This is a genomic window from Microbispora sp. NPDC046973, assembly GCF_040644495.1.
Classification (GTDB): domain Bacteria; phylum Actinomycetota; class Actinomycetes; order Streptosporangiales; family Streptosporangiaceae; genus Microbispora.
Genome location: NZ_JBEYWQ010000004.1, coordinates 403962 through 428520, shown reverse-complemented (window position 1 = coordinate 428520; position 24559 = coordinate 403962). Strand labels below are relative to the sequence as shown.

At 71.2% G+C, this 24559-nt stretch carries 25 protein-coding genes and 1 tRNA gene; 9 read left to right on the top strand and 17 right to left on the bottom strand.

The features are described from left to right. Positions 1-38: 38 nt before the first annotated feature. Positions 39-1001: a quinone oxidoreductase gene (locus ABZ860_RS11985; RefSeq protein ID WP_357218631.1), complete on the top strand. Its 963-nt coding sequence runs from the start codon at positions 39-41 to the stop codon at positions 999-1001. 142 nt (positions 1002-1143) lie between these two features. Here the strand turns inward: ABZ860_RS11985 and ABZ860_RS11980 are convergent, their stop codons facing one another. The 7 genes from ABZ860_RS11980 to ABZ860_RS11950 all read right to left on the bottom strand — a co-directional run bounded on the left by ABZ860_RS11980 (position 1144) and on the right by ABZ860_RS11950 (position 6337). After that, complete coding sequence (locus tag ABZ860_RS11980; RefSeq protein WP_357218628.1) at positions 1144-2202, bottom strand: helix-turn-helix domain-containing protein; 1059 nt, start codon at positions 2200-2202, stop codon at positions 1144-1146. Further along, positions 2202-3002, bottom strand: a complete 801-nt coding sequence (locus ABZ860_RS11975; protein WP_357218626.1) for an ABC transporter permease subunit — start codon at positions 3000-3002, stop codon at positions 2202-2204. Before ABZ860_RS11975 ends, ABZ860_RS11980 begins: the two co-directional genes overlap by 1 nt. Next, a complete protein-coding gene (locus tag ABZ860_RS11970) occupies positions 2983-3891 on the bottom strand; it encodes an ABC transporter ATP-binding protein (RefSeq protein WP_357218623.1) in 909 nt (302 codons plus the stop codon). Before ABZ860_RS11970 ends, ABZ860_RS11975 begins: the two co-directional genes overlap by 20 nt. A 92-nt stretch (positions 3892-3983) precedes the next feature. After that, complete coding sequence (locus ABZ860_RS11965) at positions 3984-4367, bottom strand: DCC1-like thiol-disulfide oxidoreductase family protein (protein WP_357218621.1); 384 nt, start codon at positions 4365-4367, stop codon at positions 3984-3986. 10 nt (positions 4368-4377) lie between these two features. After that, positions 4378-4524, bottom strand: coding sequence for a hypothetical protein (locus ABZ860_RS11960; protein ID WP_357218617.1), 147 nt, complete (start codon positions 4522-4524; stop codon positions 4378-4380). After that, entirely contained in the window at positions 4521-5477 is a 957-nt protein-coding gene (locus ABZ860_RS11955; protein ID WP_357218789.1) for a cobalamin biosynthesis protein, read from the bottom strand. The genes ABZ860_RS11960 and ABZ860_RS11955 overlap by 4 nt, the downstream gene beginning before the upstream one ends. Positions 5478-5518: 41 nt before the next feature. Next, positions 5519-6337, bottom strand: coding sequence for an aminoglycoside phosphotransferase family protein (locus ABZ860_RS11950; protein ID WP_357218615.1), 819 nt, complete (start codon positions 6335-6337; stop codon positions 5519-5521). 263 nt (positions 6338-6600) lie between these two features. Here ABZ860_RS11950 and ABZ860_RS11945 point away from each other — a divergent pair. Then, positions 6601-6674 (top strand) — tRNA-Arg (locus tag ABZ860_RS11945). Positions 6675-6909: 235 nt separating this feature from the next. On the opposite strand, the gene ABZ860_RS11940 is transcribed toward ABZ860_RS11945, so the two are convergent. Continuing rightward, positions 6910-7419, bottom strand: coding sequence for a hypothetical protein (locus tag ABZ860_RS11940; RefSeq protein ID WP_357218613.1), 510 nt, complete (start codon positions 7417-7419; stop codon positions 6910-6912). 633 nt (positions 7420-8052) lie between these two features. On the opposite strand from ABZ860_RS11940, the gene ABZ860_RS11935 reads away from it, so the two are divergent. Then, positions 8053-8247 carry a hypothetical protein gene (locus tag ABZ860_RS11935; protein WP_357218610.1) on the top strand — a complete coding sequence of 65 codons (195 nt, stop codon included), beginning with the start codon at positions 8053-8055 and terminating at the stop codon, positions 8245-8247. 163 nt (positions 8248-8410) lie between these two features. Here ABZ860_RS11935 and ABZ860_RS11930 read toward each other — a convergent pair whose 3' ends face one another. The 4 genes from ABZ860_RS11930 to ABZ860_RS11915 form a co-directional block, all read right to left on the bottom strand. Continuing rightward, the gene (locus ABZ860_RS11930) at positions 8411-8563 is read right to left on the bottom strand and encodes a hypothetical protein (protein ID WP_357218607.1); all 153 of its coding nucleotides are present in this window, start codon (positions 8561-8563) and stop codon (positions 8411-8413) included. 18 nt (positions 8564-8581) lie between these two features. Continuing rightward, the gene (locus ABZ860_RS11925; RefSeq protein WP_357218604.1) at positions 8582-11815 is read right to left on the bottom strand and encodes a hypothetical protein; all 3234 of its coding nucleotides are present in this window, start codon (positions 11813-11815) and stop codon (positions 8582-8584) included. Beyond that, positions 11812-13140, bottom strand: a complete 1329-nt coding sequence (locus ABZ860_RS11920) for an SWIM zinc finger family protein (RefSeq protein WP_357218601.1) — start codon at positions 13138-13140, stop codon at positions 11812-11814. Before ABZ860_RS11920 ends, ABZ860_RS11925 begins: the two co-directional genes overlap by 4 nt. 372 nt (positions 13141-13512) lie before the next feature. Then, positions 13513-14367, bottom strand: coding sequence for a hypothetical protein (locus ABZ860_RS11915; protein ID WP_357218599.1), 855 nt, complete (start codon positions 14365-14367; stop codon positions 13513-13515). Between the two features lie 248 nt (positions 14368-14615). Here ABZ860_RS11915 and ABZ860_RS11910 point away from each other — a divergent pair, with 248 nt between their 5' ends. The 4 genes from ABZ860_RS11910 to ABZ860_RS11895 all read left to right on the top strand — a co-directional run bounded on the left by ABZ860_RS11910 (position 14616) and on the right by ABZ860_RS11895 (position 18041). After that, complete coding sequence (locus ABZ860_RS11910) at positions 14616-15350, top strand: NAD(P)H-binding protein (RefSeq protein WP_357218597.1); 735 nt, start codon at positions 14616-14618, stop codon at positions 15348-15350. A gap of 174 nt (positions 15351-15524) precedes the next feature. Continuing rightward, a complete protein-coding gene (locus tag ABZ860_RS11905; RefSeq protein WP_357218594.1) occupies positions 15525-16745 on the top strand; it encodes a low temperature requirement protein A in 1221 nt (406 codons plus the stop codon). 94 nt (positions 16746-16839) lie between these two features. Then, complete coding sequence (locus ABZ860_RS11900; protein WP_357218591.1) at positions 16840-17595, top strand: SDR family oxidoreductase; 756 nt, start codon at positions 16840-16842, stop codon at positions 17593-17595. 218 nt (positions 17596-17813) lie between these two features. Then, a complete protein-coding gene (locus ABZ860_RS11895) occupies positions 17814-18041 on the top strand; it encodes a hypothetical protein (RefSeq protein WP_357218589.1) in 228 nt (75 codons plus the stop codon). A gap of 51 nt (positions 18042-18092) precedes the next feature. Here the strand turns inward: ABZ860_RS11895 and ABZ860_RS11890 are convergent, their stop codons facing one another. Then, a complete protein-coding gene (locus ABZ860_RS11890; RefSeq protein WP_357218586.1) occupies positions 18093-19274 on the bottom strand; it encodes a cytochrome P450 in 1182 nt (393 codons plus the stop codon). A gap of 343 nt (positions 19275-19617) precedes the next feature. On the opposite strand from ABZ860_RS11890, the gene ABZ860_RS11885 reads away from it, so the two are divergent. Continuing rightward, complete coding sequence (locus tag ABZ860_RS11885; protein ID WP_357218584.1) at positions 19618-20694, top strand: ferritin-like protein; 1077 nt, start codon at positions 19618-19620, stop codon at positions 20692-20694. Between the two features lie 28 nt (positions 20695-20722). On the opposite strand, the gene ABZ860_RS11880 is transcribed toward ABZ860_RS11885, so the two are convergent. From ABZ860_RS11880 to ABZ860_RS11865, 4 genes are all read right to left on the bottom strand, one after another. Next, entirely contained in the window at positions 20723-21559 is an 837-nt protein-coding gene (locus ABZ860_RS11880; RefSeq protein ID WP_357218582.1) for a MerR family transcriptional regulator, read from the bottom strand. A gap of 59 nt (positions 21560-21618) precedes the next feature. Continuing rightward, complete coding sequence (locus ABZ860_RS11875) at positions 21619-22110, bottom strand: VOC family protein (RefSeq protein ID WP_357218580.1); 492 nt, start codon at positions 22108-22110, stop codon at positions 21619-21621. 155 nt (positions 22111-22265) lie between these two features. Further along, entirely contained in the window at positions 22266-22778 is a 513-nt protein-coding gene (locus ABZ860_RS11870; protein WP_357218577.1) for a hypothetical protein, read from the bottom strand. A gap of 375 nt (positions 22779-23153) precedes the next feature. Next, positions 23154-24068: a hypothetical protein gene (locus tag ABZ860_RS11865; protein ID WP_357218575.1), complete on the bottom strand. Its 915-nt coding sequence runs from the start codon at positions 24066-24068 to the stop codon at positions 23154-23156. Positions 24069-24195: 127 nt separating this feature from the next. Between ABZ860_RS11865 and ABZ860_RS11860 the strand changes: the two genes are divergently transcribed. Further along, positions 24196-24465, top strand: coding sequence for a DUF6191 domain-containing protein (locus ABZ860_RS11860; RefSeq protein ID WP_357218572.1), 270 nt, complete (start codon positions 24196-24198; stop codon positions 24463-24465). The last annotated feature ends 94 nt before the right edge of the window (positions 24466-24559 follow it).

Here is a 24559-nt window from a genome sequence, read left to right as displayed (position 1 = left end):
GGGACCACAGGAACCGAGCCCGAAAACAGGAGTTGCGCATGCATGCCATCGTCGTCCCCGCTTACGGTGATTCCTCGGTGCTGGAGTACGCCGAGCGGCCCGACCCCGAGCCCGGCCCCGGTGAGGTGCTGGTCGAGGTGGCGGCGACGGGCGTCAACTTCATCGACGTCTACCACCGCGAGGGCCGCTACCCGATGCCGCTCCCGCTGGTGCTGGGCAACGAGGGCGCGGGCACGGTCACGGCCGTCGGACCCGGGGTGACCGACATCGTGCCCGGCGACCGCGTCGCCTGGGCCAGCGTGATGGGCTCGTACGCGACCAAGGCCGTGGTCCCGGCGGAGAAGGTGGTCCGGCTGCCCGAGGGGCTGTCACCCGACCTGGCCGCGGCGGTGCTGCTCCAGGGGCTGACGGCGCACTACCTGACCCACTCCACGTACGCGATCCGGTCGGGCGACGACGTGCTCGTGCACGCGGCGGCCGGCGGCATGGGCCTGCTGCTCGTCCAGATGGCCAAGCTCCGCGGCGCCCGCGTGATCGGCACGGTCTCCAGCGCCGAGAAGGAGAAGCTCGCCCGGCAGGCGGGCGCCGACGAGGTCGTCGGCTACGAGGGCTTCTCCGAGGCCGTCAAGGAGATCACCGACGGCGCCGGGGTGCACGCCGTCTACGACGGGGTCGGCGCCGCCACGTTCGACGGGTCCCTCGCGTCGCTGCGGCCGCGCGGCATGATGGCGCTGTACGGCGCGGCCAGCGGCGCCGTCCCGCCGTTCGACCCGCAGCGGCTCAACGCGGGCGGCTCGCTGTTCCTGACCCGGCCCACGCTCGCGCACTACACGGCCACCCGAGAGGAGTTGCTGTCGCGGGCGAACGACCTGCTCGGCTGGGTGGCCTCCGGCGCGCTGAAGGTGCACGTCTCCCAGCGCTATCCGCTCGCCGAGGCCCGGCGCGCCCACGACGACCTGGAAGGCAGGCGGACGACCGGCAAGCTGCTGCTCATCCCCTGAACGTCCGCTCTGCGGCCATGGCGATCAGCCGCCGCGCGGCGGTCCCGGCGCCGTCGGTGCGCACCTCGCGGGCGAAGGCCCGGGCACGGTCCGCCACGTCGGGGTGGAGGCCTGTGCCTTCGAAGTGGCGGGGACGTTCCGATCAGACCAGAGGGTGGGCCGGCCACTCCAGGAGGCGGGCCCCGAGCACGGCCGTCTCCAGTGTGAACCGTTGCGTGGGATCGCTCGGCGAGAAGCCGGTCAGCCGCCTGATCCGCTCCAGCCGGTAGGTGATCGCCCGGGTGCTGACGCCGAGCCTGCGCGCCGCCGCCGTGTGGTTGCCCTGGGAGGCGAAGATCGCCTCCAGCGTCTCCAGCAGCGGCTCGGGGCCGCCGCGGGCGGAGGTCAGCGGCCCGAGCACGGTGGAGACGAGGTCCACGATCGCCTCCCTGTCCCGCAGCAGCACCGGGAAGACCAGCAGGTCGGCCGCCTTCAGCACCTGGGCCCGCAGGCCGAGCCGCTCGCCGAGGTCGATCGCGTTGACCGCCTCCCGGTAGGAGGTGACTATGCCGCCGGGGCCCTGGTGGGGGCGGCCCACCCCCACCCGCCAGTCCGTGAGCGTGAGCGCGGCGCGTACGTGGTGGGTGAACTCGCCGCTCGCGGCGGTCAGCGCGCCCGGGGCCACGCACACCAGCAGGCCGTCGCGGACGGCGACCAGGATGTTGTGCGAGCCGAACCTCGCCACCAGCGCCTGCTCGATCCTCGCGGCCAGCGGGTCGCCCGCCGCCACCGGGGCGTCCGGCCTGGCCACGGTCACGACGTACGCCCCGGCGAGCCGCAGGCCGAAGTGCTCGGCCCGCTCGGCGTCCGCCCTGCCCTGCAACAGGTCGTCGACGAACAGGCGGCGGGCCTCCTCCTCCTGCCGGAGGGCGGCGCGCTGGGCCTCCTCGTATCCCTCCATGTAGGCGGCCATGCCGCGGCGTACGGCGCCGAAGGCCCCGCCGGCGGTGATCTCGGCGGCACGCAGGCAGGCGTCGGTGAGCACCCGCAGCGGGATGCCGCGCTCGGCGGCGAGGGCGCCGCACTCGCGCAGGCCGTCCATGTCGGCGCGGCCGGGCAGCCTGCCGGTGGCGGCCGACGCGGCCAGAACCGACAGGAACCCGCCGAGTAAGTCGGCGGGCACCCCGGTCGCCTCGCTCACGCGAGCGAGAACGCTGTCCATCAGACTCCTACGTCACGCCGTTCGAAGGCGAGCAGCGCCGTCATGAGCAGGACGGCCGTCGCACCCAGCAGCACAAGGTAGTCACCGTACGGCCAGCCCTGGTAAAGCGGGCGTCCGTCGAGGTAGTAGTGGACGGGCGAGAGCCAGCGCAGCCAGGAGATCGCGTCGATGCTCTTGCCCATGGTCTCCACGATGTACCCGGCGACGCCCCAGACGCCGACCACGGCGAGCGCGACCTGCTTGCGCCCGAAGGCCGCGCCCACGCTCAGCGTCAGCGTCCCGAAGAACAACACGAGCAGGAACAGTCCGGTGTGGGCGGCGAGGATGCTGCCGAACGGCACGTCCATGCCGGCGGCGGACGAGGCCCCGGCGGCGACGGCCAGCGTCACCAGCGCCACCCCGAGCAGGCCGAGCGCCAGCGCGGCCCAGCGCTCCAGGAGCAGCCGTCTGCGGTCGATCGGCAGCGTCAGCGTGAGCTCCAGCGTCTTGGCCTCCTCCGGGCCGGCGATGGCCCGGTTGCCGAGGATCGCGGCGCACATGGTGAACAGCAGCGGGCCGAGGAGCTGGTAGGCGACCGCCTGCAGGTAGCCGCGCCCGGTCGCGATGTCGGCCATGCCGCCCATGAGGTCCCTGAGCGCGCCGGGATATTTGGCGATGGCCTGCTTGCTGAACGTCTCGGGGTCGTTCATCATGCTCGCGTAGATCGAGATGTACATCCCGAGGAACGCGCACAGCCCGACCGTCCACCCGATGAGGGCGCGGCGGTACTCCCCGAGGCTCTTACGCACCAGCGTGGGCATGGCGGCCCTCCTCCTCGCTGTAGTAGGTCAGGAAGATCTCCTCGAGGTCCGGCTCCGCGCTGACCATGTGGACCACCGTGTAACGGGCCGCCGCCTTGATCAGCGCGTCGGGCCTGCCGTCGATCGTGCAGCGCAGGCTCGCCCCCTGGACGACCACGTCGCGTACGCCCGGGAGCCCCTCGAACGACTCCTTCGGGACCGGCGCGTCGAAGTGGAGCTCCACGTGCCGTACGGCCCGCTCGCGCAGTGCGGCGATGTCCTCGACCGCGACGAGGCGGCCCGCGCGCACGATGCCCACCCGGTCGGCCACGTGCTCCACCTCGGCGAGCACGTGCGACGACATCAGGATCGTGTGGCCGGCCGTGCGCGCCTCCCGCACCATGGCCAGGAACTCCTGCTGCACCAGCGGGTCGAGTCCGCTCGTCGGCTCGTCCAGGATGAGCAGCTCGGGCTCGTGCATGAACGCCTGGATGAGCCCGACCTTCTGCTTGTTGCCCTTCGACAGCTCGCCCATCCTGACCGACAGGTCGGCGTCGAGCCGCTCGGCCAGTTCGCCGATCCTGCCGCGGCTCACCCCGCCGCGCACGTCGGCGAGGAACCGCAGGTAGTCGCGGGCCCGCTCCCTGCCCTCCAGGGCCAGCTCGCCCGGGAGGTAGCCGATCCGGGCGCGTACGCGCGGATCGCGGGTGTCGGCGCCGAGGACGGTCGCCCGGCCGGACGTCGGCCGGATCACGTCGAGGAGCAGCCGGATCGTCGTCGTCTTGCCTGCGCCGTTGGGGCCCAGATAGCCGAAGACCTCGCCCGGCCGGATTTCGAGGGTGAGGTCCTCGAGGCCTCGTCTCGCACCGTAGAACTTCGTCAGTCCTTCGGTCTCCACCACTGCTGTCATGCCGCAATGGTGGCGCTCCCGTCAGGCGCGGGGTATGCCGTCTTCCGGACACTTGCCGGTGTCGTTCGTTCCCACTTCCGGCAAAGCGGAGGTCATGACGTGCCGCAGGTGATGGAGCCGGGCAGCAGGTGGCGGTAGCGGGAGACCAGCCGGTAGCCCGCCTCCGCGAGCCAGCTCACCGGCGGGGTCAGCATCACCCGGCCGGCCGCGCGCCAGGCCCCGGGCGGCTGCAGGGCGAGGAGCAGCGCGACGGCGCGCGCGCCGTGGGCGCGCAGCCCGTGCGGGCCCAGGAGCTGCACGGACGTCTCGACCTCCTCGCGGGTCAGGCCCGCCGCGCCGAGGTCGAGGCCCTGCCACGCCCGCACGGCGGGCATGTACGGCAGGAACCGGTGCCCGGCGTTCACGCACGTCTGGCAGAAGGCGCAGTCGCCGTCGAAGACCAGCAGGACCCGGTTCTCTCCGCTTTCTCCGCGCATGCCGTCGAACCTACCAATCCTGGGACGGATCATTCCGATCTCGCGGTGGCGGCGCGGGCCGCCGTGACGCGCGCAGCGCCAGCACCACGACCACGATCACCGCGACGGCGATGCTGAAGACGACCGCGAAGCCCAGCAGCAGGACGAGCACGCTCATCGTGGATCCCTTCGACGGGCCTGCGCCCAGGCCAGGCGTGCGGCGACCGCCAGGCCCACCGACGCCCACGACACCGCGCGCGCCAGCCGTACGGACCTGGGGATGTCGGAGACGGCCGGGCGGGGCCCGTCGCCCAGCTCCGGGCGGTGCTCCACCCTGCCGCCGTAGTCGTTGGCCCCGCCGAGGCGTACGCCGAGGGCCCCGGCGAAGGCCGCCTCGCAGCGTCCGGAGTTGGGGCTGGGGTGGCGGTGCCCGTCCCGCACGAGGACGGCCGCCGCGCGGCGTGGGGAACCGCCTGCCAGACCGGCGAGGCCCGCCGTGAGCAGGGCCGTCAGCCGGGCCGGCACGTAGTTGGCCACGTCGTCCAGCCGGGCCGAGGCCCAGCCGAACCTCGCGTAGCGCGGCGACCGGTGGCCCACCATCGCGTCGAGCGTGTTCACCGCGCGGTAGCCGAGCAGGCCCGGCACGCCGAAGAGCGCGCCCCACACGAGCGGGGCGACGACGGCGTCCGAGGTGTTCTCCGCGATCGACTCGACCGTGCCGCGCGCGAGCTCCCCGGCGTCCAGCCCGGACGGGTCGCGCCCGCACAGGTGCGGGAGGCGTGCGCGGGCGGCGGCCAGGTCGCCCTCCTTCAACGCGTGGGCCATCAGCGCGCCCTCCCTGCCCAGGGTCGTGCCGCCGAGCACCGCCCACGTGGCGGCGGCGGTGACCGCGGCGCGTGCGACCGGGCTCGACCGGGTCGCCCGCTCGGCGAGCAGCCCCGCCGCCGTCGCCGCGCCGACGCAGACGGTGGTGTACGCCAGGCCCGCCAACCGCGAATCGCGATATATGCGCTTTTCCAGGGCGGCGGCCCGGCTGCCGAACACCGCGACGGGATGCCCCCGCCGGGGATCCCCCACGGCGGCGTCGATCGCGGCCCCGGCGAGCAGCCCCGCCGCCGTGGCACCGTCCATGATCCGGATCACGCAGGCATTCTGCCGTACGTGCCCATTTGTCACGAGATGGGCTCGTCGCCGAGGAGACGGCGCTGGATCGCGTCCTCGTTGGCGTCGAGCCAGGCCGCCGCCCGCCTGATCCGCCCGCCCGCGCCGCCGTCCCACATGCGTGCCCAGCCCCCGCCGAGCGTCCTGGCCCGGTGCCGCATGAGCGCGTAGGAGCGGCCGAACCGCGTTCTGGCCGTCTCCACCAGCATGAGCCGGTCCCGCATCGGCAGGCCGTACGCGTCGCAGAAGGCCCGCACGCGGGCCGCCGCGTCCAGGGACCGCTGCAGCGGATCGCGGTCCAGGGGATCGGCGAGCGGTGCCCAGTGCCGCAACGTGGTGACCACGTCGAACAGCCGCGTCGTCGGCCTGGCCATGTCGAAGTCGATCAGCGCGTACGGCAGCAGTCCCGAGCCGGGCCGCTCGCGGAAGACGACGTTGGCCGGGGTGACGTCGCAGTGGCCCACGAGCTCGGCGGGCCCCTCCGGCGCCGAGCCGTCCTCCCAGACGGCGCCGGGAGGCGGACTGAACGAGGCCGCCGCGTCGTGGAAGCGCCGCAGCAGGCGGGCCAAAGTGGTCAGCGCCTCGTCGCTCACCGCGTACGCCGGCAGGGGGTGCGCGGGCACCACACCCTCGACGTACGTGAGGATCGCCCTGCCCCGCTCGTCGATTCCGAGAACCCGCGGCGCCCGGTCGAACCCGGCGGACTCCAGGTGCCGCAGCAGCGCGTGGACCGACGGCGACGTGGGCCGCATCGGCCGCCGCACCGTCGCCCCCACCCGTACGACCCCCTCCGAGACGTCTCCGATGAGCGGGATCTCGCGTACGGACATGGCGATGCAGTGTAGCCGCGTGATCACCCGACCGCAGTCGGTTCCCGCTCCGGTCGGCGGCACAGGACGCTGCACGATCGGAACATCGCGAGCCGTCGCACACAGGGGCCCGTACGAGGGCCTGAGCTGCATCGGCGCAGGCCGACCGGCCGTCTCCGACGGGCTCGGCCACCGGGCTCGGGGCCCTTGCGAGGCGCGGTCCGGCCCATGTCCGGGAAACCGGGTGTGTACCCGGTCCCCGGATCATGCAGAATTAGGCACGAGCGCCCTTAGCTCAGCTGGATAGAGCATCGGACTTCTAATCCGACGGTCGGGGGTTCGAATCCCTCAGGGCGCGCTCCTCTCATCAGCCTTCTTGGGCTCCGACCTGGGCTTCTGCTTGATCGCGCCGTGATCGCGTGTGCAGTGGTACGCCGACGAGAGCCGTCGGTGGCCGCCAGGCGCGGGATGATGTTGCCCGCGTTTCCCAGGTCGGTGGCACTTCCGGACCTCTGCCGAATGAGACCCACCCCGGAGAACGCCGAAGGAGCCGGGAGCGATCCGAGGCCCTTGACCGGCGCCGTTCCCACTTCTCACGACTCCTGATCCACCATCGCCGCCAGCCGGTCTGTTGCGGCGTCCACGATCCTTCTCGCTTGTTCTCGGATCTCGTCGTCACTTGGTGGGGTGTCCCGTATGTCCTCCCAGTCATCCACCATCCCCTGCAGCAGATAGATCTCCTTAAGAGCGCATTTGTCGACGAGTTCGAAGATCAGGAAATCCGCGCCCTTGGTGATCGGAACCGTGCCCTCGGCGATGCCCTGCGCGACATCCCGGGCGACCTCCCATGGCCTGCGCTGGAGATCAATGGGCGGCAAGCCGCTCTCGACCAGCACCTCACGGACGAGCGGCTCGACTTCGGTCATGGAACCGATGGACATTGCATAGCCCGCGAGTTCCCAGACGGCAGGACTATTGAGGCCGGCCTCGATGAGCTCGCAAGCCAGCCAGCCGGCCTCCGGCGCGGTCCCGGAGAGCCGACCCCGGAGAAGGTCACCTCTCAGCTCAGCCAGCCGATTCCTGAGCCCAGGAGAGAGTTCCACCAGGCCAGTATTTCGCCATCGATGACTTATGACGCAAAAGCGCCCTCTATTCGCTGGTTGGCGATCTCGCGTTGCTCGTCGATGCACTTCCCGTAGACGCGCAACATGACGTCCTTCCCGTGACCGGCCGCCGAAGTAGGTGCGGCGAAACATCCCGCCAGCATCGGTCCCCGCGTCCGGCCGCAGTAGATCAAGGCCGCCAGCAGCTCGCGCGCCTGGGCGGGATCCACCGCTCTGGTGTGCTTGACGTCCTTCAGGGCGGTCAACGGCAGCGAGGCCGCTTCCAGCCAGCGCAGCGCCGCTGCGATCTCCGGCGAGGGGGCCGGGCGACGGTGGGCCGGGATGAAGGCGAACTCCCGCAGCGAACGCCGCAGGGTCTCGTTATCGGGGCGGCCCGGCCGATCGGTAGCTGCAGATTGCGAACGATTCGAGGCCCAGGCGCGCCCAAGGGCCCGGCGGGGATCAGGGCCCCGCGTAGGCTTTGATCATGGGCGTAGACGCCGTGCTGATGCGGGTGGAACGACGAGGTCCAGCCCCAAGAGCAGGAGGCTCACGCCCGTCGCCATGGCGTTGGATCACAACGATGCGTTCGTTCGCCTCCTGGATCAAATCCGTGGGCGTAGCGTGAGTCCGATGCTGGAGAGGATCGACCCCTACAGGAGTGTGATCCTGACCTCGGCCGAGATGCCACAGTTCATCGGAGAGCTGGCTCGGCTTCGAGCCTTCGCCGTGACAGCCGAAGACGTCCGGGTGCTCCAGGAGTTCGAAGACCTTGCCCGAGAGTGCGCAGCCAATCCTGCACTGGAGCTTCATCTGGATGGCGACTGACAGCGTCGACCCGACGAGCACGTTCCCTACGCGCTGACCGGTGACCATGAAGAGCGCCCCGACCTGCGATAACGCAGGCCAGGGGCTCTTCACGAACCCCGTGGTGCTCGGCTGACACCGGGCCGCCACGGACGATCGCGTCGAATATGTGCGCCATTCCCCGTTACTCCAGGAGAGCGTCGGCGATGCGGCGCTTGGCGGCCTCGTCCTGGCCGACTACGCACTTGGCGTAGATGGAGAGCAGGCTCTCCACGCTGTGCCCGGCCCAGCCCGCGACCTGGGAAGGCGGTCCGCGATGCCCCCTTTCGTCGTGCATCCCGGTGCGGCGAGCTGATCAGGTGACTCGCTGCGGAGCTACGAATGGGGCTGATGTGAGCTGGGCGTGGAGGCGTTTGCACTCGTGGACGAAGCGCGTCGTCCGGCGGCTCTGCGCGAACTCGCCGATGACCGGGATCTCCCCGCGCGCGCCGGTCCAGCGCGCCACGTCGGCGGCGAAGGCGACGAGTTCGGCGTGAGTCACGGTGATGCGCCGGCCCTCGCCCGGCAGCATCCCGGGTAGCAGGGCGCGCAGGATGCGCCACACCTCGTGGTGGCCGCCGGCGTCGGCCAGCTCGGTCAGGGCCGCGATGGCGGGACGGGTCTCCCGCCAGGTGCGGCGCAACACCAGCGCGAGCTGGCGGCCGATCGCCTCGGCGGGCAGCTCGCCCCTGGCGGCCATGCGCAGGACCAGCGGGATCACACCGGGCACGCTGCCGGCCAGGAGGAAGGCGAGGATCACCGCCGTGGACTCGCCCAGAGGGCCCTCGGCGATCTCCAGGCCGGTGATCTCCGGCGTAGCCACCGACGCGCCCCAGTGGCCGCGCAGCAGGTAGGGCAGGAAGTTGACGGCCGCGACCTCTCGGTGCGAGGGCACCATGGCGGGCCATGCCCGCAGCGTGCCGGCGAACTCGTCGACCGTCCACTCGAACGGCTGGCGCAGCAGGACCTCGTCGATCAGCTGATGGCCGGTCGGGGCCGTCACCCGCAGCACGGGCTGCAGTCTGACCTCGGTGAAGTGCTCCGGTTCTCCGTCACCGAACTCGACCATGGATGCGCCGACCATGTGGCGCCACACGTGGCCGCACTCGGGGTCGGCCATGCCGCCACCGGCGAGCCAGCGGGCGGCCGATCGCGCCGCCTCCGAGTCGACCTTGGCGGCCCGGTCGGCCGCGGCCGGGTGGCAGCCCCGGGGCAACCGCAGCAGCGCCTGCGCCAGGTCGGCCGGTGGTGGTTCCACGCCGGCGGCGGCGCAGGTCTCCAGCCGGTCGACCAGCACGTCGGGATCGAGGTGACCGCTCATCCAGGTCGGCGTGGCCAGCAGCACCGGCGGCAGGGTGCCGTTGCGGAGGGCCTCGGCGAGTTCCGCGTAGCGGTGCAGCAGGAAGTCGTCGAGCGGGGAGACGCGATTGGGGTGGGGCAGCTGGTTGCGCCGCCGCCACTCGTCGTGCTCGGGCAACTCCTTCGGCATGAAGGAACGCAGCCGGGGTGGGACGAAGACGACGGTCACCTGCACGAGCGGCTCGCCCGGGTTCGGCGGGGGCACCTGCTCCCCCGCCCGCATCGCCGCGATCCGGGCGGGGTCCACGCCGAGCTCGGCCATGTGCTCGTAGGCGCGGTCGAGGATGAAGAACGGCATGGCCTCCACGGAGTCGTCGTACAAGACGCCGGGTCTCGTCCGCACCGGATGGGGGCGATCCGGCAGTCTGTCGTCGCAGATCTCCTCGTCATCCTCCTCTTCGGCGCCGTGATGCCACGGTTGCTCGACGTCGGTGGGGGTGCCGTTCAGGTGGATCCGGCCCCTGGCGAAGGGGACCTGCCGGTCGCCCTCGCGGGCCACCGCCCCGTCCGGGCCGTCGTCGCTGGTCCAGGTGATGAAGAAGGCGCGCAGCGGGGTGTCGTCGTCGAGGTAGCGGCCAGGCCGGTAGGCCCCGCCCACCGTGATCCGCCGGGGCGACGGATCCGTGTCGGGCTCCTCACCCCGGGTGAGGACGCGTACTCTCACGGAGTGGCTCGCGTCGTCCCAGAACTTCATCGGGCCGATCGGCGGTAGCTCCGGCACACTGCCGGGGGTGACGAGCTCGGCCGACAGAGCCGACTGCCAGTCGTCGGGGTCGAGGCGCACTTTTCTGGACCGCCAATATCCCTGGTCTTGCTCGACGTGGGGCTTGAGCGTGCGGCGCAGTTTCTCCCGGTCGTCGGCGATACCGGCGACGAAGGCCGCCAGCCAGCGCTCCTGGCCGATCCAGCGCTCGTGGTAGTCGGGGAAGATCGACGGCTCGGGGAACCGCCGCGCCTCCGGCAGCTCGGGCAGCGGCGGGAACTCCTTCTGCTCCAGCAGTTCCTCGGCCGGGGTCTCCCCGCCGAACCGCTCGGCCAGCTTCGCGCCCAGGTCGGCGGGGAGGTGGCGGACGCCGTCGAGGATCGCCTCGGCGTGGTCGGCGAACAGCTCGGCGTATTTCAGGGTCAGCTCGACCGCGCGGTTGCGCACATCGAAAGACTTGTGCGCATAGGCCGTGGTCAGTGCGGTCACGAAGTCGGCGGCCGCCTCGGGCGTGGCCCGGATCGCCTGGTCGAGCCAGCGCAGGCCCGTGGCGGCGAGCTTGGCCTCGTCCCGGAAGGTGAGCGCGTCGACCGCCTCGACCAGGTCGGCGTGGTCGAGCGGCATCGCCCCGCGCACCTGCCCGGCGGCCAGCTCGGCGACCGTGCCCGGAGCCGACGGCAACAACCGCAGGTAGTCGCGCAGGCGGGGCGCGGCCTCCGCGGGCGTGGGGTCGAGGAGCGTATGCAGCCGGACGAAGAACCGCAGGTCCTGCGCCTCGCCGCCGCGCAGGAAACGGCTCACGCAACCGTCGAGCACCTGCTCCCTGGGCAGCTCGCGGGCGGCGGCGGCCAGCCAGCGGGTCGGCTTGGGCTCCAGCCGCTCGTCACGGAGGACGCGGCCCGCGCCGTCGGCGTCGAAGACACGAGGCAGCAGCACGGGGGTCAGCGGGTCACCGGCCACGCTCGGCGCGGCCAGCCAGGCGGCCACCAGCGGGTCGTGGTCGGGCGGCACCGCGCCGGACTCGCGCAGCAGCGCCACGGCCAGCGGCGCGATGCGGTCGGCGGGACGGCGCACCCGCTGGGCCAGCCGGACCGCGACATCGCGACGCCACTCGCGGGGGCGGGTGGCCGCCACCCGGCACACCTGGGCGACGTTGGGCTCATAGGCCCAGCGGCGGTTGACGTCGCGGCTGGTCATCCACGCTACGGCGGCCGCCGGGCCGGTGATGACGCCGACACCGGTCAGCAGCAGCGCGCCGGCCAGTTTGTCGAGCAGGTCGCCGACCTCCCAGGAGGCCATCTCCTCGAAGTCGTCGGGATGCTCGGCGCGCACCTGCTCGGTGCGGGCGTGGCGCAGCTCCTTGACGAGGCCGGGCAACCGCCCGCCCAGCTCGGCCCGCTCCTCCTCGGTAAGCGTGACCAGCCGGTCGGCCAGGCGGCTGACCTGGTTGCGCGTGATCAGGCCGCAGATCTCCGTCCAGAGGGTCATCGGGAGACCTCCACGGCGGCGCGGGCGACGATCCGGGCGGCCAGCACGTGTTTGCACGGCCCACGGGAGCCGCGCTGGTCCCACCACCACTCGCAGGTGCAGGAGCCGTCGGCCAGCGATACCCGGCGCGCGCCGCCCGAGGTGCGGACGGTGGCCAGCTCGCCTTCGAGGTGCACGGCGCCCGCGTCGACGAGCTTTCGGGCCTTGGCCAGCCGCGGGTTGAGCAGGATCACGTTGTCCTTGTCATAGGGCAGCTCGCGGTGGAAGTGGGCGGCCTCCGACAGGTCGTAGCCGACCCGGCCGGCGACGCCGAGCTGCGTCAGCGCGGCCCGCACCCGATCGGCGGGGATGCCCGCGCGGTCGGCCAGCAGGCCGATCTCGACCTCCGGCTCGAAGTTGAGCAGCATGCCCACGACGTCGGCGTCGTTCTCGGCCTCGTCGGTGGCCAGGTCGTCGAGCACCGCGCCCTCGCCGGAAAAGCCGCGCCAGCGCTCGGGCGAGAGGGTGAGCGTGTAGCGCATGCCCGGCATCTCCAGCTCCCAGGCGCTGGAGGCGGCGTCGGCCGGACCGTACACCCGGAGGGACTTCGCGAAGCGCAGCAGCGGCAGGAGGGTGCCGAGCCGGTTGGGGCCGGCGAGCTGGACCGAGCCCGGAACCTGACGGTCGGAGACCTTGAGCTCACGCCCCGCCTGCGCCACCCACACCGTGCCCTTCTTGGGCAGGCCGCGCAGGAACCGCACCGCCGCCATGCCGGTCAGCTCACCGCGCTGGTCCATTCCCGAGGCGATGACCTGCACCTCGGCGAAGCCGCGTAACCAGCGCTCGGGCAGCGGCACCTTCTTCTCCACCACCGCGCCGTCCGTCGTGGTCACGACCAGCTCGTCGAGGCCCACCCCCAGGTGCAACGGGTCACGCGCGCCGATCCGCGCCAGCGCCTCCCGGAGCGGCGCGTTCACGTCGACGTTGGTGGTGCCCCGGTCGAACACCTCGCCGTCGAGCGTGCCGTTCAGCAGATCAAGCCGGGCGTAAACGCCGCCACAGGCCGAGAACGACTCGAACCGCAGCCGGTCTCCGTTGCACGTCACTACAGGGTCCCGCACCCAGCCGGGCCGCGCCTGCGGCTGGTGGTAACGGGCCAGCGCCACATCGGCGACGCCGAGCAGGCCCGCCGCGGCGGGGGCCGCATGGGTCACCACGCCGCTGAAGAACCGGGGGGCCACGGCCGGGCCGGACAGGGCCCGCCCGCCGGAGGTCGCCAATCCGAGACGGCCGTCGACAAGAGAGGAGGGCGCGGCGTACGTGTACGCCTGCGTCGCTGAAGTCATGGCGAGGACGTTAGATCGTCCCACCGACAAACCGGCCCGGCGGACGCCGACCACACATCGGCAAATGCGAGCACTGCTGAACCGATGGCCCAGATATAGCTGCACAAAGAGCATTAGGGAATCACCGTCGAAACGCGCTCTTCGACATCAAGCGACGCAGCCCCCATAACGGCCCGTGATCCCTGCGATTTCAGCGGGATGCCTGGCTCAGCAGGAGTAGGTCGAAGCCCGGGAAGGCCGGAGCAGCATCTCCATTTCCAGTCCGACGGGCGGGGGTTCGAACCCTGCAGGGCGTGCCCCTCTCCCCGCCTCGGTCGCCTCTGAGCCGGCCTTCCTCTCCCTCGCCCTGGGGCCCCGGCATGCGTCGTACGTCTATGAGCCCACCGGCTTGAGGAAGCCTTCGAGAACCACGAGACCCTTCCCGTACTTCTCGTCAACCTCACGCTGGAGCCGGGGTGTGACCACCCAGAGCCCGATCTCGACGTAACCGGCCCGCTCGTTGATCGAGGCGAAGTGAACGTCCTTGATCTCCTTTTGCGCCCTTTCTTGGAGCGCACGTAGCTCCGCCTCGGTGTGCCGGGCGCGGCTCAGGCAGAGTGCGCCGCCCCAGACCTCGCGGATCGCGGCCTCGTGGACGTTCGGATCACCGGTGAACCGCAGGTTCAGCACGAGCCGTTCGGGGTCGTTGGCGTATCGCTCCACCCATCGGGGATCCTGGGAGTCGAATCCCTTGATCTCGTCGAGGTAGCTCTGGTCGAGCCAGGCCGCCGCGTACCCGGGAAGCTTCCGGGCCTTGTCGATCGCGGCTTCCATCGCCCTCTCCGTGGCCTTCGCCGGGTCGACTGGGCGCCAGCCGCCGACGGGCTCCGGGCACGGCGTGGTGAGGTCGGATCGGTCGCGCGGGGCGTTGCGACGCGGGGCGGGGCTCGGAGGATCGGTCAGTGTCAGGGTCTTTCCGTCCCAGGTGCCGACCACGTGGTATTCGCCCCAGCGCACGCCGCCGCGAGCGGAGTGCTTCACGGCGTTCCAGTCCCATCCGACGATGTCAGGCCCGCCGCACTGGGGCGGCAGGGACTCGGCGACCGCGGCGCAGAGTTGCGGGCCGTGCTCGGGGCTGGACAGCACGGTCGCGTCGGCTTGGTATCGCATCGAGGGCGCGGTCGCCGCAGGCGCCGTCCCACACGCGGCGAGCGTCACGAGCATGGCCACGAGCCAGATGCGCCTCATGCACCTGAGACGGGCACGAGGACGGAAGGGTTCACGGCGTCCCTGCCGACAGCCTCCGTGGGCACGGGGACGTCTCGTTGCTCACGGTTTCGGCGCCTCCGGCCGGGGGGCTCCGGCTCAGGGCGATCCCGGGATCTGTCACGAACCGTGTGATCGTCCGGTCTTGCGAGGCGGGCGGCCCCTTCGCGTTCGGAGTCGAAGGCGAGGCGGTGCGTATCGTCGTGTCCGAGAACCAGGAAGGCCAGGAAATGAAGATCGCTGTCATCGGGGGGACCGGTCTCATCGGATCCCGGGTCGTCACGATCCTGAACGCGCGCGGGCACGAGGCGGTGCCGCACTCGACGTCCACCGGTCTCGACCTGCTCAGCGGACGGGGCCTGCCCGAGGCGCTGACAGGCGCCGACGTCGTCGTCAACCTGACGAAGCCGCGGACCTTCGACGACGCCTCGCCCGCCTTCTTCCGGAAGACGATGGACAACCTGCTGACCGGCGCCGAGGGGGCCGGCGTCGGCCACGCGGTCATCCTGTCGATCGTGGGCGCCGACCTGGTGCCCGGCTCGGTCTACTACCGGGCGAAGGTGCTGCAGGAGGATCTGCTCAAGGCGGGCCCCGTGCCGTACTCGATCGTGCGTTCCACGCAGTTCTTCGAGTTCGTCGACACGGTGCTGTCCTGGACCTCCGACGAGCACACCGTCCGCCTGCCCACCACTCTCATGCAGCCCGTGGCCGCCGACGACGTCGCCCGGGCCGTGGCGGACGTCAGCGTGGGCGTCCCGCTGCGCGGCACCCTGGACATCGCGGGGCCCGAGGTCTTCGCGCTCGACGAGCTGGGCAGGATCACCCTCGCCGCCCGAGGCGACCACCGCGCGGTCGTCACCGACGACAGCGCCGGCATGTACGCCGCCGCTTCGGGCCATGCCCTCGTCGCCAAGAAGGGCGCCGCCATCGCCACGACCACCTATCGGGAGTGGCTCGCCCGCTGATGGGCCGGCACCCCGCCGGTGCCCGTTCCGCGTGTTCCTGCGGCGAGCGCGCGATCTCGGTGCCGTTTTGTCAGAAATCGGAACTCTGCCACTCTTCCAGGCGACCGTACGTTGCGCAGCGACAGGAGCAGGACCTTGCCACCAGCAGGCACAACGATCCGGATCAGGGTCCGGATGAGCGCTCGTGCCATCGATGAGCCGCATCGCGTCTCGAGTCAGCTCGAACTGCTGTTCGACCTCACCTTCGTGATCGCGGTCGCGGCCGTCACCGCGCAGTTCGCACACGACATCGCCGTCGGTCACGGCCTGGCCGGGCTGGTGCCGTTCCTCCAGGTGTTCTTCGCGATCTGGTGGGCGTGGATGAACTTCACGTGGTTCGCCTCGTCCTACGACACCGACGACGTCGCCTACCGGCTGCTGACCATGGTGCAGATGGCCGGTGTGCTGGTCCTCGCCGCCGGCGTGCCCGCCGCGGCGAGCCACTCCGACTACGGGATCATCACGCTGGGCTACCTCGTCATGAGGATCGGGCTCGTCGCCCAATGGCTGCGGGCCGGTCTCGAGGACCCGGCGAGGCGCCGCACCGCGTTCCGCTACGCCGGCGGCATCACCTTCGTGCAGATGGGCTGGCTGGCGCGGCTCTTCCTCGTGGAGACGGGAGTCCTGCCCTCGTCCTTCGGCCTGCCGTTCTTCGTGTGCCTGGTCGCCCTGGAACTCGCGGTGCCCTGGTGGGCGGAGCGAGCAATGGCCACCAACTGGCACCCGCACCACATCGCCGAGCGCTACGGCCTGTTCACGATCATCCTGCTCGGCGAGAGCGTGCTGGCCGCGAGCAGGGGGGTCGGAAGAGCGCTCGAGGCGGACGCGGTCGGCGGTCCCTTCGTCCTGATCGCGATCGCCGGTCTCGTCCTGCTGTTCGCTCTTTGGTGGCTGTATTTCCTCGGGCCTGCGGGGGACGGCCTCAGTGACCGCCGTCGTCGGTCCTACCTGTGGGGATACGGCCACTACGGAATCTTCGCGGCTCTGGCGGCCCTCGGCGCCGGGCTCGAGGTGGCGGTGGAGAAGAGCGGGCACGACGTCGCGGCGTCGTCGTCGCCGGCGCTCGGTTACGCGGTCGCCGTCCCTGTAGGGGTGTATCTCGCTCTGCTGTGGGCGGTGCACGTGCTTGTCGTCACTGAACCCGTCATGTTCCCCGCCGCGGTTCTGCCGTGCGTCGTCATCGTCTTGTCGCTGCCGCTGGCGACGCCCTGGATCGGCGTGGCCGGCACGGTCGCGGCGATCGCAGCCGTCTGCGTTCTGCTGGTCGCCGTCACGATGTGGACGGCGGCCGCCGGGGCGCGTGCGGGAGCACGTCGTCATGATCCGCCTCTCCTGACCGGTGACGAGCCGGCGTGAACTTCGCGGCTGCCGTCACAACCCCGGGGGCTGTCCGGTCTTAGCTGGCGACCGGGTGGCAACGAGGTGGCCCGGGGGACAGAAGGAGAGCGCGATGAAGATCGTGGTAATCGGCGGCACCGGCCTGATCGGGTCGAAGCTGGTGAAGAAGCTGGGCGAGCACGGCCACGAGGCGGTGGCGGCGTCGCCGCAAACCGGCGTCAACACGCTCACCGGCGAGGGGCTGGCCGAGGTGCTGGCGGGCGCGCAGGTGGTGGTCGACGTGTCGAACTCGCCGTCGTTCGAGAGGGCCGCGGTGCTGAAGTTCTTCGAGACCTCCACCGGCAACCTGCTCGCGGCGGAGGCGGAGGCGGGCGTGGGTCACCACGTCGCGGTGTCGATCGTGGGGACCGAGCGGATGCCCGACAACGGCTACTTCGCGGCGAAGATCGCTCAGGAGCAGCTGATCGAGAAGTCGGGGATCCCGTTCTCGCTCGTGCACTCGACCCAGTTCTTCGAGTTCGACCGCGGCATCGCGGACGACGCCATGGTGGACGGCAAGGTGCACATGGCGCCCGTGCTCTTCCAGCCCATCGCGGGCGACGACGTCGCCCAGGCGGTCGCCCGGACCGCGGTGGGGTCGCCGTTGAACGGCAGGGTCGAGATCGCCGGGCCCGAGCAGTTCCGTATGGACGAGTTCTTCCGGCAGGCGCTGGCCGCCTGGGGCGACCCGCGCGAGGTGGTCACCGACCCGCACGCGCGTTACTTCGGCAGCGAGCTGAGCGAGCGGTCGCTGGTCCCGATCGCAGACGCCACCCTCGGCACGATCCGCTACCACGACTGGCTCGAAAGCTCCGCTACGGGCAAGTAGGGCGACGAGGCCCGTACGTCCCTGAGGGCGCACGCGATGACCGCGATCACCGGCGCGCCGCCCCGCCCAGTCCGCGCCGCCCAGTCCGCGCGGCTGCCCCGGCCGTGCCGCTGCTCCGTCCGTGCAGCTGCTCCGTCGTGCCGCGCGGGTCGCCGCGGTCGTCGCGTCCCGCCCCCGGGCCGAGCCATTCACCCACACAGGACACGAGAAGAGGAACGATGACCGCTCCGAGCGACGAGAACGAATTTCTGCACGAACTCGAGATCGAGGTCGAGGCGGAGGTGATCGGGGTCGAGTCCAGCCGTCCGGAGGACGCCGCCGGCCTGCCGGTCACCGACTGGCTGTTCGACCCGACGGACGCCGAACGTGAGGAGATCGGCCTGCGCGGTCTGCTCGCCGCGGTCGAGGTGCTGGAAGACGTCGAGGGCACCGGGGTCACGGACTGAGGCTCGGTGGCCGCGGTCACCCGCCGGTCAGACGCGCCGGCCCCGCCTCGGTCAGGCGTCCGCCGCCCCCGAGGTGACGTGCATGGCGACCGGCCGGAGGACCAGGCCATCGGTCCACGTCACCGACTCGGGAGAGGCGGTCAGGCGGAGAGCGGGCCGCAGGGTGACCAGCGCTTTGATCGCCTCGGTGAGCTCGACCCTGGCGAGACTGGCGGCCAGGCAGCGGTGCGGGCCGTACCCGAATGCCACATGGGGGTTGGGCGGATGGCCGGTGAAACGGTGGATGTCGAACCGGCCGGGCTCGGGAAACGCCTGCGGGTCGTGGTTGGCCGCGTTCAGGTTCGGCATCACGACCGTGCCCGCGCTCAGCGAGCCGCTGGGCAGGTCGGTGTCCTCCGTGATGCGGCGCATGAACGCACTGGCGGGCGGCCCGTCGAAGCGCAGGATCTCCTCGACGGCGGTGGCCGTCAGGGCCGGGTCGGCGACCAGCTCGTCCCATTGGCGGGGGTGAAGGAGCAACCGGAAGACACCACGGGCGATCATCGAGGCGGTCGTCTCGTAGCCGGCCGTGATCAAAGAGAAGACGGTGTTGACCAGCTCGCCCTCCGACAGCCGGTCGCCGGAGTCCCTGGCCTGGATGAGCAGGTCGATGAGGTCCTCGCCAGGCGAGAGGCGATGCTGGGCGACCAGTTCTGCGGCATAGGCCATGAAGTCGGTGTAGCCCTCGTAACGCGCCTGCTCGGTCGCCGTGGAGGTGGTCAGGAACATGTCCGTCCACCGGACGAACTGCTCGTAGTGGTCCATCGGCACACCGAGCATCTCGCAGATGACACGGGCCGGTAGCTGGAGCGCGTATCCCTGGACCAGGTCGAACGGATCGTCCAGGCCGTCGAGGAGCTCTCGGGCGATCGCCGCGACGCGGGGACGCCACGGTTCGATCTGGCGCGGGGTGAAGGTGCCGTGCATAATCCGGCGGTAGCGCGTATGTTCCGGCGGATCCTGATTGATCAGCGCGTCCGGGTCGTCGTCGATGCCGACGCCGCTCACGAACCGCGGCAGCCCGGGGAGGCGGAGATTGCGGCTGGATGTGGGCGAGGCCAGCAGGGCGCGGACGTCCTCGTACCGGACGGCCATCGGGACGCGGTCACCGCTGGGCATGGTCGCCGGCTCCAGCGGCCCGCACTCGCGTCTGCGGGCGAACTCCGGTGGTGGCGTGGCAAGTGGTCCGGGCACGATATCCGGCCCGATATCCGGCCCAGTATTGGGATCAGTCCCGTTCGAGTTCAGCTCGCTGGTCACTGCAACCCCTTCCGGTCCGGGGCGCCCGGGGTGCGGCCTACGCGGAACGTACGAAATGTGGCACCGCCCGTCAACGGGCGAATCAGATCGGAATTGTGGCGAGAGGCACCCGCGCCCGCCCACGGCCGGCCGCCGCCTGAGCGCGTCCGGCGCGGAGCTCATGGATCGCGAAGAACTTCCCGGCGGCTGTCACAAGTCCGACGGCTGTCCGGTCTTAGCCCTCGACCGGTTGCGCCGGACGAACCAACACCACTTCTGCCAGTGAGGTAGGACTTCGATGAAGGATCTGGAACCGCAGGGAACCGTCGCCGTCCCCGGGCCGGGGCCAATCGACTCTCTCGACAGTTTGCGTGAGCACCTTCAGTGGGCGGTCGAGCTGGAACACGCGACGCTGCCGCCGTACCTGTGCGCGCTGTACTCGCTGGACCCCGAGCACAATCCGGAGGCCGTGGAGGTGGTGGGCGGCGTCTTCGCCGAGGAGATGCTGCACCTGGCGCTGGCCGCGAACCTGCTCAACGCCGTGGGCGGCCGGCCGCGCCTCGACATGCCGGAGATGCTGCCGCCGTATCCCCGGCGGCTGCCCCACAGCGATCTGGAGCTGTCGTTGCTGCCGTTCGGCCCGCAGGCCCTGGAGATGTTCCTGCGCCTGGAACAGCCGGCCTCGCCCGGCGCCCCGGCGGAAGGCGACGGCTACGAGACGATCGGGCAGTTCTACGACGCGATCGAACAGGGACTGCGCCACCTGTGCGAGCAGTTGGGCGAGCGGGAGGTCTTCTGCGGCGACCCCGCGCGCCAGGTGAGCGGCAGCCACTTCCGGCACACCGCGGGATCGCTGTTCGCGGTGGAGGATCTGGAGTCGGCGCTGGGGGCGCTGAAGGAGATCGTCGAACAGGGCGAGGGTACGGCCCGGGGCGAGGTCTGGGACGGGGACCAGGACGTCTTCCACCCCGATCGGGACGAGGTCGCCCACTACTACCGCTTCCGGGAGCTCCAACTGGGCCGGCGCTACCGGCGCGGCGACACCCCGCAGTCCGGGCCGACCGGTGAGCCGATCTCGGTGGACTTCGCCGCCGTGCACCCGATGCGGCCCAACCCGCGGCTGTCCGACCACGCTCCGGGCAGCGCGATCCGCACCGCGCAGCACGAGTTCGACAGCACCTACTGCACGCTGTTGCACCAGCTGGAACAGGCCTTCAACGGCGACCCGGCACTGCTCGGGGCCGCCGTCGGCACGATGTACGCGCTCAAGGCCCGGGCCGACGCCCTGATGCTGATGCCCGACACGGACGGCACCACGGCCGGCACCACGGCCGGCCCCACCTTCGGCTACGTGCCACCGGAGTCGCGCTCGTGAGCGTCTACCGGGGTTCGATGACGCCGGGCTACTGCCAGGTGGCGGACTCCGGGTCGACGCCGTGGGCCCCGGCGTTCGCGCAGATCGTGTCGCGCAGCCAGACGGCCAGGCCCGGCTCGATCGCGTCGTAGTGGGCGGCGAACCGGGGATCGGCGGTGAACATCCGCCCGATGCAGGCCTGCATCGAGTGCGTGCAGTCGAAGTACCTCGACATCGACGCGCGGTGCCGCTCCGCGAGCGCGTTCGCGGCGGCGGACCCGGGCGTGACGCCGGCGCGCTTCGCGGCGGCGAGGTCGGCGTTCAGGGCATCGGTCTCGGCCGCGATCCTCTTCCAGTCCTCCGCAGTCATCTCGCCGGCCCGCTCGGCGTACTGCGCCCACTGCGCGCTGTCACCCCAGCGGTCCTCGGCCTCGTCGACCCAGACGGGCTCCCAGTCGTCGCCGAAGATCTCGACCTGCTCCTCCGGGGTCAATCGCATGACGGTGCTCGACGCACCCAGCATGCGGTCGACCGCGCCGACCATCTTGCGCAGGCGGGAGATGCGCTCCACGAGCAGCGTCCGCTGCCGGCGCAGGTGGTCGCGCGCGTCGGCGCCCGGGTCGTCGAGGATCCGGCCGATCTCGGCGAGCGGGAACCCGAGCTCCCGGTAGACGAGGACGCGGTGGATCCGCGCGACGTCGTCGCCCGAGTACACCCGATATCCGGCCCAGGTGCGCCCGCTCGGACGTACGAGGCCGATCGCGTCCCAGTGGTGCAGCGTCTTGACGCTGACCCCGACGAGCGCGCCCGCCCGGCCGACGGTGAGGCCGTCGGAGCCGTCCTGTCCGGCGGTGGCCGGTTCGCAGTCGCGGGCGTCGCTCGTCACCGGCCCAGTATCGCCGACGTCGCCGAAGGCCCCCGGCCTGGGACGGGCGTACCGGGTGCTCACTCGGCCGGGATCTCGATGCCTATCGCTCGCAGGTCGTCCGCCCGAGCGCTGTGCGGATCGAGGGGCTGCGCGGCCGTCATCACGACCCTGGCGTTCTCCGGCGTGACGACCGTCAGCTCGATGGAGTTCCACGGCATCTCCCTCGGGCCGCTGGTGCATCCCGGCACGAGTTCCTCGCAGCGCGCGGCGATCCGGTCGATCTGGCTGAGGACGCAGGCGAAGCTGACGCTCATCGCCGGGACCTCGCCCACGTGTTCCGCGGGCACGAGCAGGACGTCCTGGAAGGCCCAGCGTCGCAGGTGGGTCAGCCGATCCGGCACGGAGAACAGATCGATGAACCCGAGCCCGCGGGTCCAGAAGTCCTTCGAGGCTTCGAGGTCGCGGGTGGGGATGGTGACGAACATCGGCATGCCGTAGTACTCCCGGTAGATCTCGGGGGCGGTCGCGTCGAGCGCGGGCATGGGAACGGGGCTGATGTACTCGCTCATGCCGCGATCGTCGAGCCTCCTGTTGCGTCAGGGTCAAGGCCGTACAGCCTGCCGACGGAGACGGCCGCTCGCGATAGGGGGCATGGCCGGCTGGAGGGGGAAGAGGGGGCGCGTTCCGGCTCCTCCCGAACGCGCCCCCGGTCACGGCGGGGAGGTCAGGCGACGTTCACCGTCGCCGAGCTCTGCTGCTTCGCCGGCGTGCCGCCGAAGGCGGCCTTCCAGGTGCCCGTCCCACCGGTGTTCACCTTCACGCTGTACTGCCCGCGCGACCCCGTACGCGTCGAGGTGACGTACGTGTAGCGGGTGGAGCCGGCCGTGCGGAAGTAGACGGCGACGGTCTGGGCGGCCAGGCCCGACCTGCCGGAGGTCAGCGTGCCCGAGAGCGTCAACTGCTTGGCACGCCGGTCGTCACGGGACCGCTTCGCCGTCTCCTCACCCGCCGAGGCGGTGATGGTCAGCGAGGTGGCGGCGCGGCGGGAGTCCTTCTTGCCGCCATCCCGCCTGACGCCCTGCCTGAGATCCTGCTCGGCGTCCTGCTTGGGGGTCGTGGTGGCCACGGGTCGCGGAGCACCCGGCTGACCGGTCGCCGCGAAGGCCGACGCCGTCGGGACGAGCACGCAGGCGCCGACGGTGGCGGCCAGCAGTCCGGCGGTCAGTTTTGCACGCATTGCTTCCTCCTCGGGGAAACCACCGGCGCGGATTCAACGGACAGAGAGGGGGCCCGCACCGGATTTCGCTTTCACCGAAGAACATATCGGCCTTTTTCGCGGCCGAAACGATTCTTAAATATCCGCACGACCACGGCGGCCGCTTACGCCATTCATATCACGCCAGCTCAGACAGGGCGCGCGGACAATGATCGGCCAAATGCCGCAGAAGCCGCCCGGGTGATGAATTCTCACCCGATGTTCAGCCCGCATGAGAAATGGATGAGACGGCTTCCCGGCCCGTTCATCGTTTTCTCAGGTGCCGCGATACGACGGCGGCGTGAGGTTCGCGGCGCCGCGCCACACGCTGATCACCGCACCGGCGGCGGAAGAGGGTCAGCGACCCTGCGCCGGTCGGCTCGGGGGACGGTCGTCCTCCACGGCGCCGTAGCCGGACGCCCGGAAGAGGAAGGAGGCCCAGGAGCGGTAGGGCCGCCATGCCTCGGCCACCTTCCGGTAGACGGCAGGCGGAGCGTCGTCCGGCAGGCCGTACGCCTCGCGCAGGATCGCGAACAGGCGTGGTTCGTCGCCCGGGAACGCGTCCGGCGCGCCCGCGCCGCGGATCAGGATCAAGCCGGCGGAGAACGGCCCCACGCCGGGCAGGGCGCGGAGCTCGGCCAGCGCCTCCTGAGGATCGAGCGCGCGCAGGTGCTCGGCGGTGAGCACGCCGTCGAGCGCCGCGCGGGCCAGCCCGCGCAGCCACTCCTCCTTCTGCGCGGGCAGACCGAGGCCGCCGGCCTGCAGCAGCGTCATGGGCGGAGGAAAGGCGGCGTAGGTCTGCCCGTCCACGACGACCTTCGCGCCGTATCGCTCCGCGATGCGCTGTTTGAGCCGGGCGGCGATGAGCATCGACGAACGCTGCACGATCACCGCCCAGCAGGCCGCCTCCCAGGGACTCCAGAAGCACAGCGGGCGCAGGCCGGGACTCTTCCGCTGCAGGTCGCCGAGCACCGGGTCGGCCTCGCCCGCCGCGGCGAAGCCGGAGCCGTCCACGTCGAGGGACAGGACGCGCGCCACCTCGCCCCGGATCCGCGGCCCGGCGGCCCGCGTCGTGGCGACGGCGACCCCGTCCGGCGCGGCGGTCACGGTCACGCCGATCGGCAGCCAGTCGGACTCCGCGCAGTAGGCGAAGCGCAGCGCCCGCCCGTCGGAGGGCAGCCCGCTGGTGGCGGGCCAGTCCTCGACGAAACGCAACGTGGCACCGAAGTCGAACGGGCCCTGTGCCCTGAGCGTGAAGCCGTGCCTGGTCATAGGCGACATCGTACGAGGCCGGACCGACGAACGATCTTGCCGGCCGGTACGGCCGTGACTCCCGTGGGCCATACCGGATCCTCGGAGACGCGGACATTCGGGAAGGACGGGAGGTACGGTCGGGATCATGGAGATGCTGGCGTGCGCGCTGATTCTTCTGGCCCTGCTCGAGCGTCTGTGGCGGTGGGCGGCCAAGGTCCGCAAGTCCGGCAAGTCCATCTCTGCCACCGGATTCGACGAGTTCACGGCGGCCTTCCTCTCCACAAAACGGATGCAACTGGAGCAGCGGCAGAGCGAGACGATGCTCCGCGACGACCAGACCGACGGCGCGCCACCCGTCAACCGCATCGACACCGTCGGCAAAAAGATCACAATCGTCCTGCCGGACAAGGGGTAGCCCCCAACCTCGCACCCCTCTCCTTCGAAAGCTTTCGGCAGGAGACTTACGACTTTCACTGTCGCCCGTCCACTCCCGTTGCCTATTCTTCCGT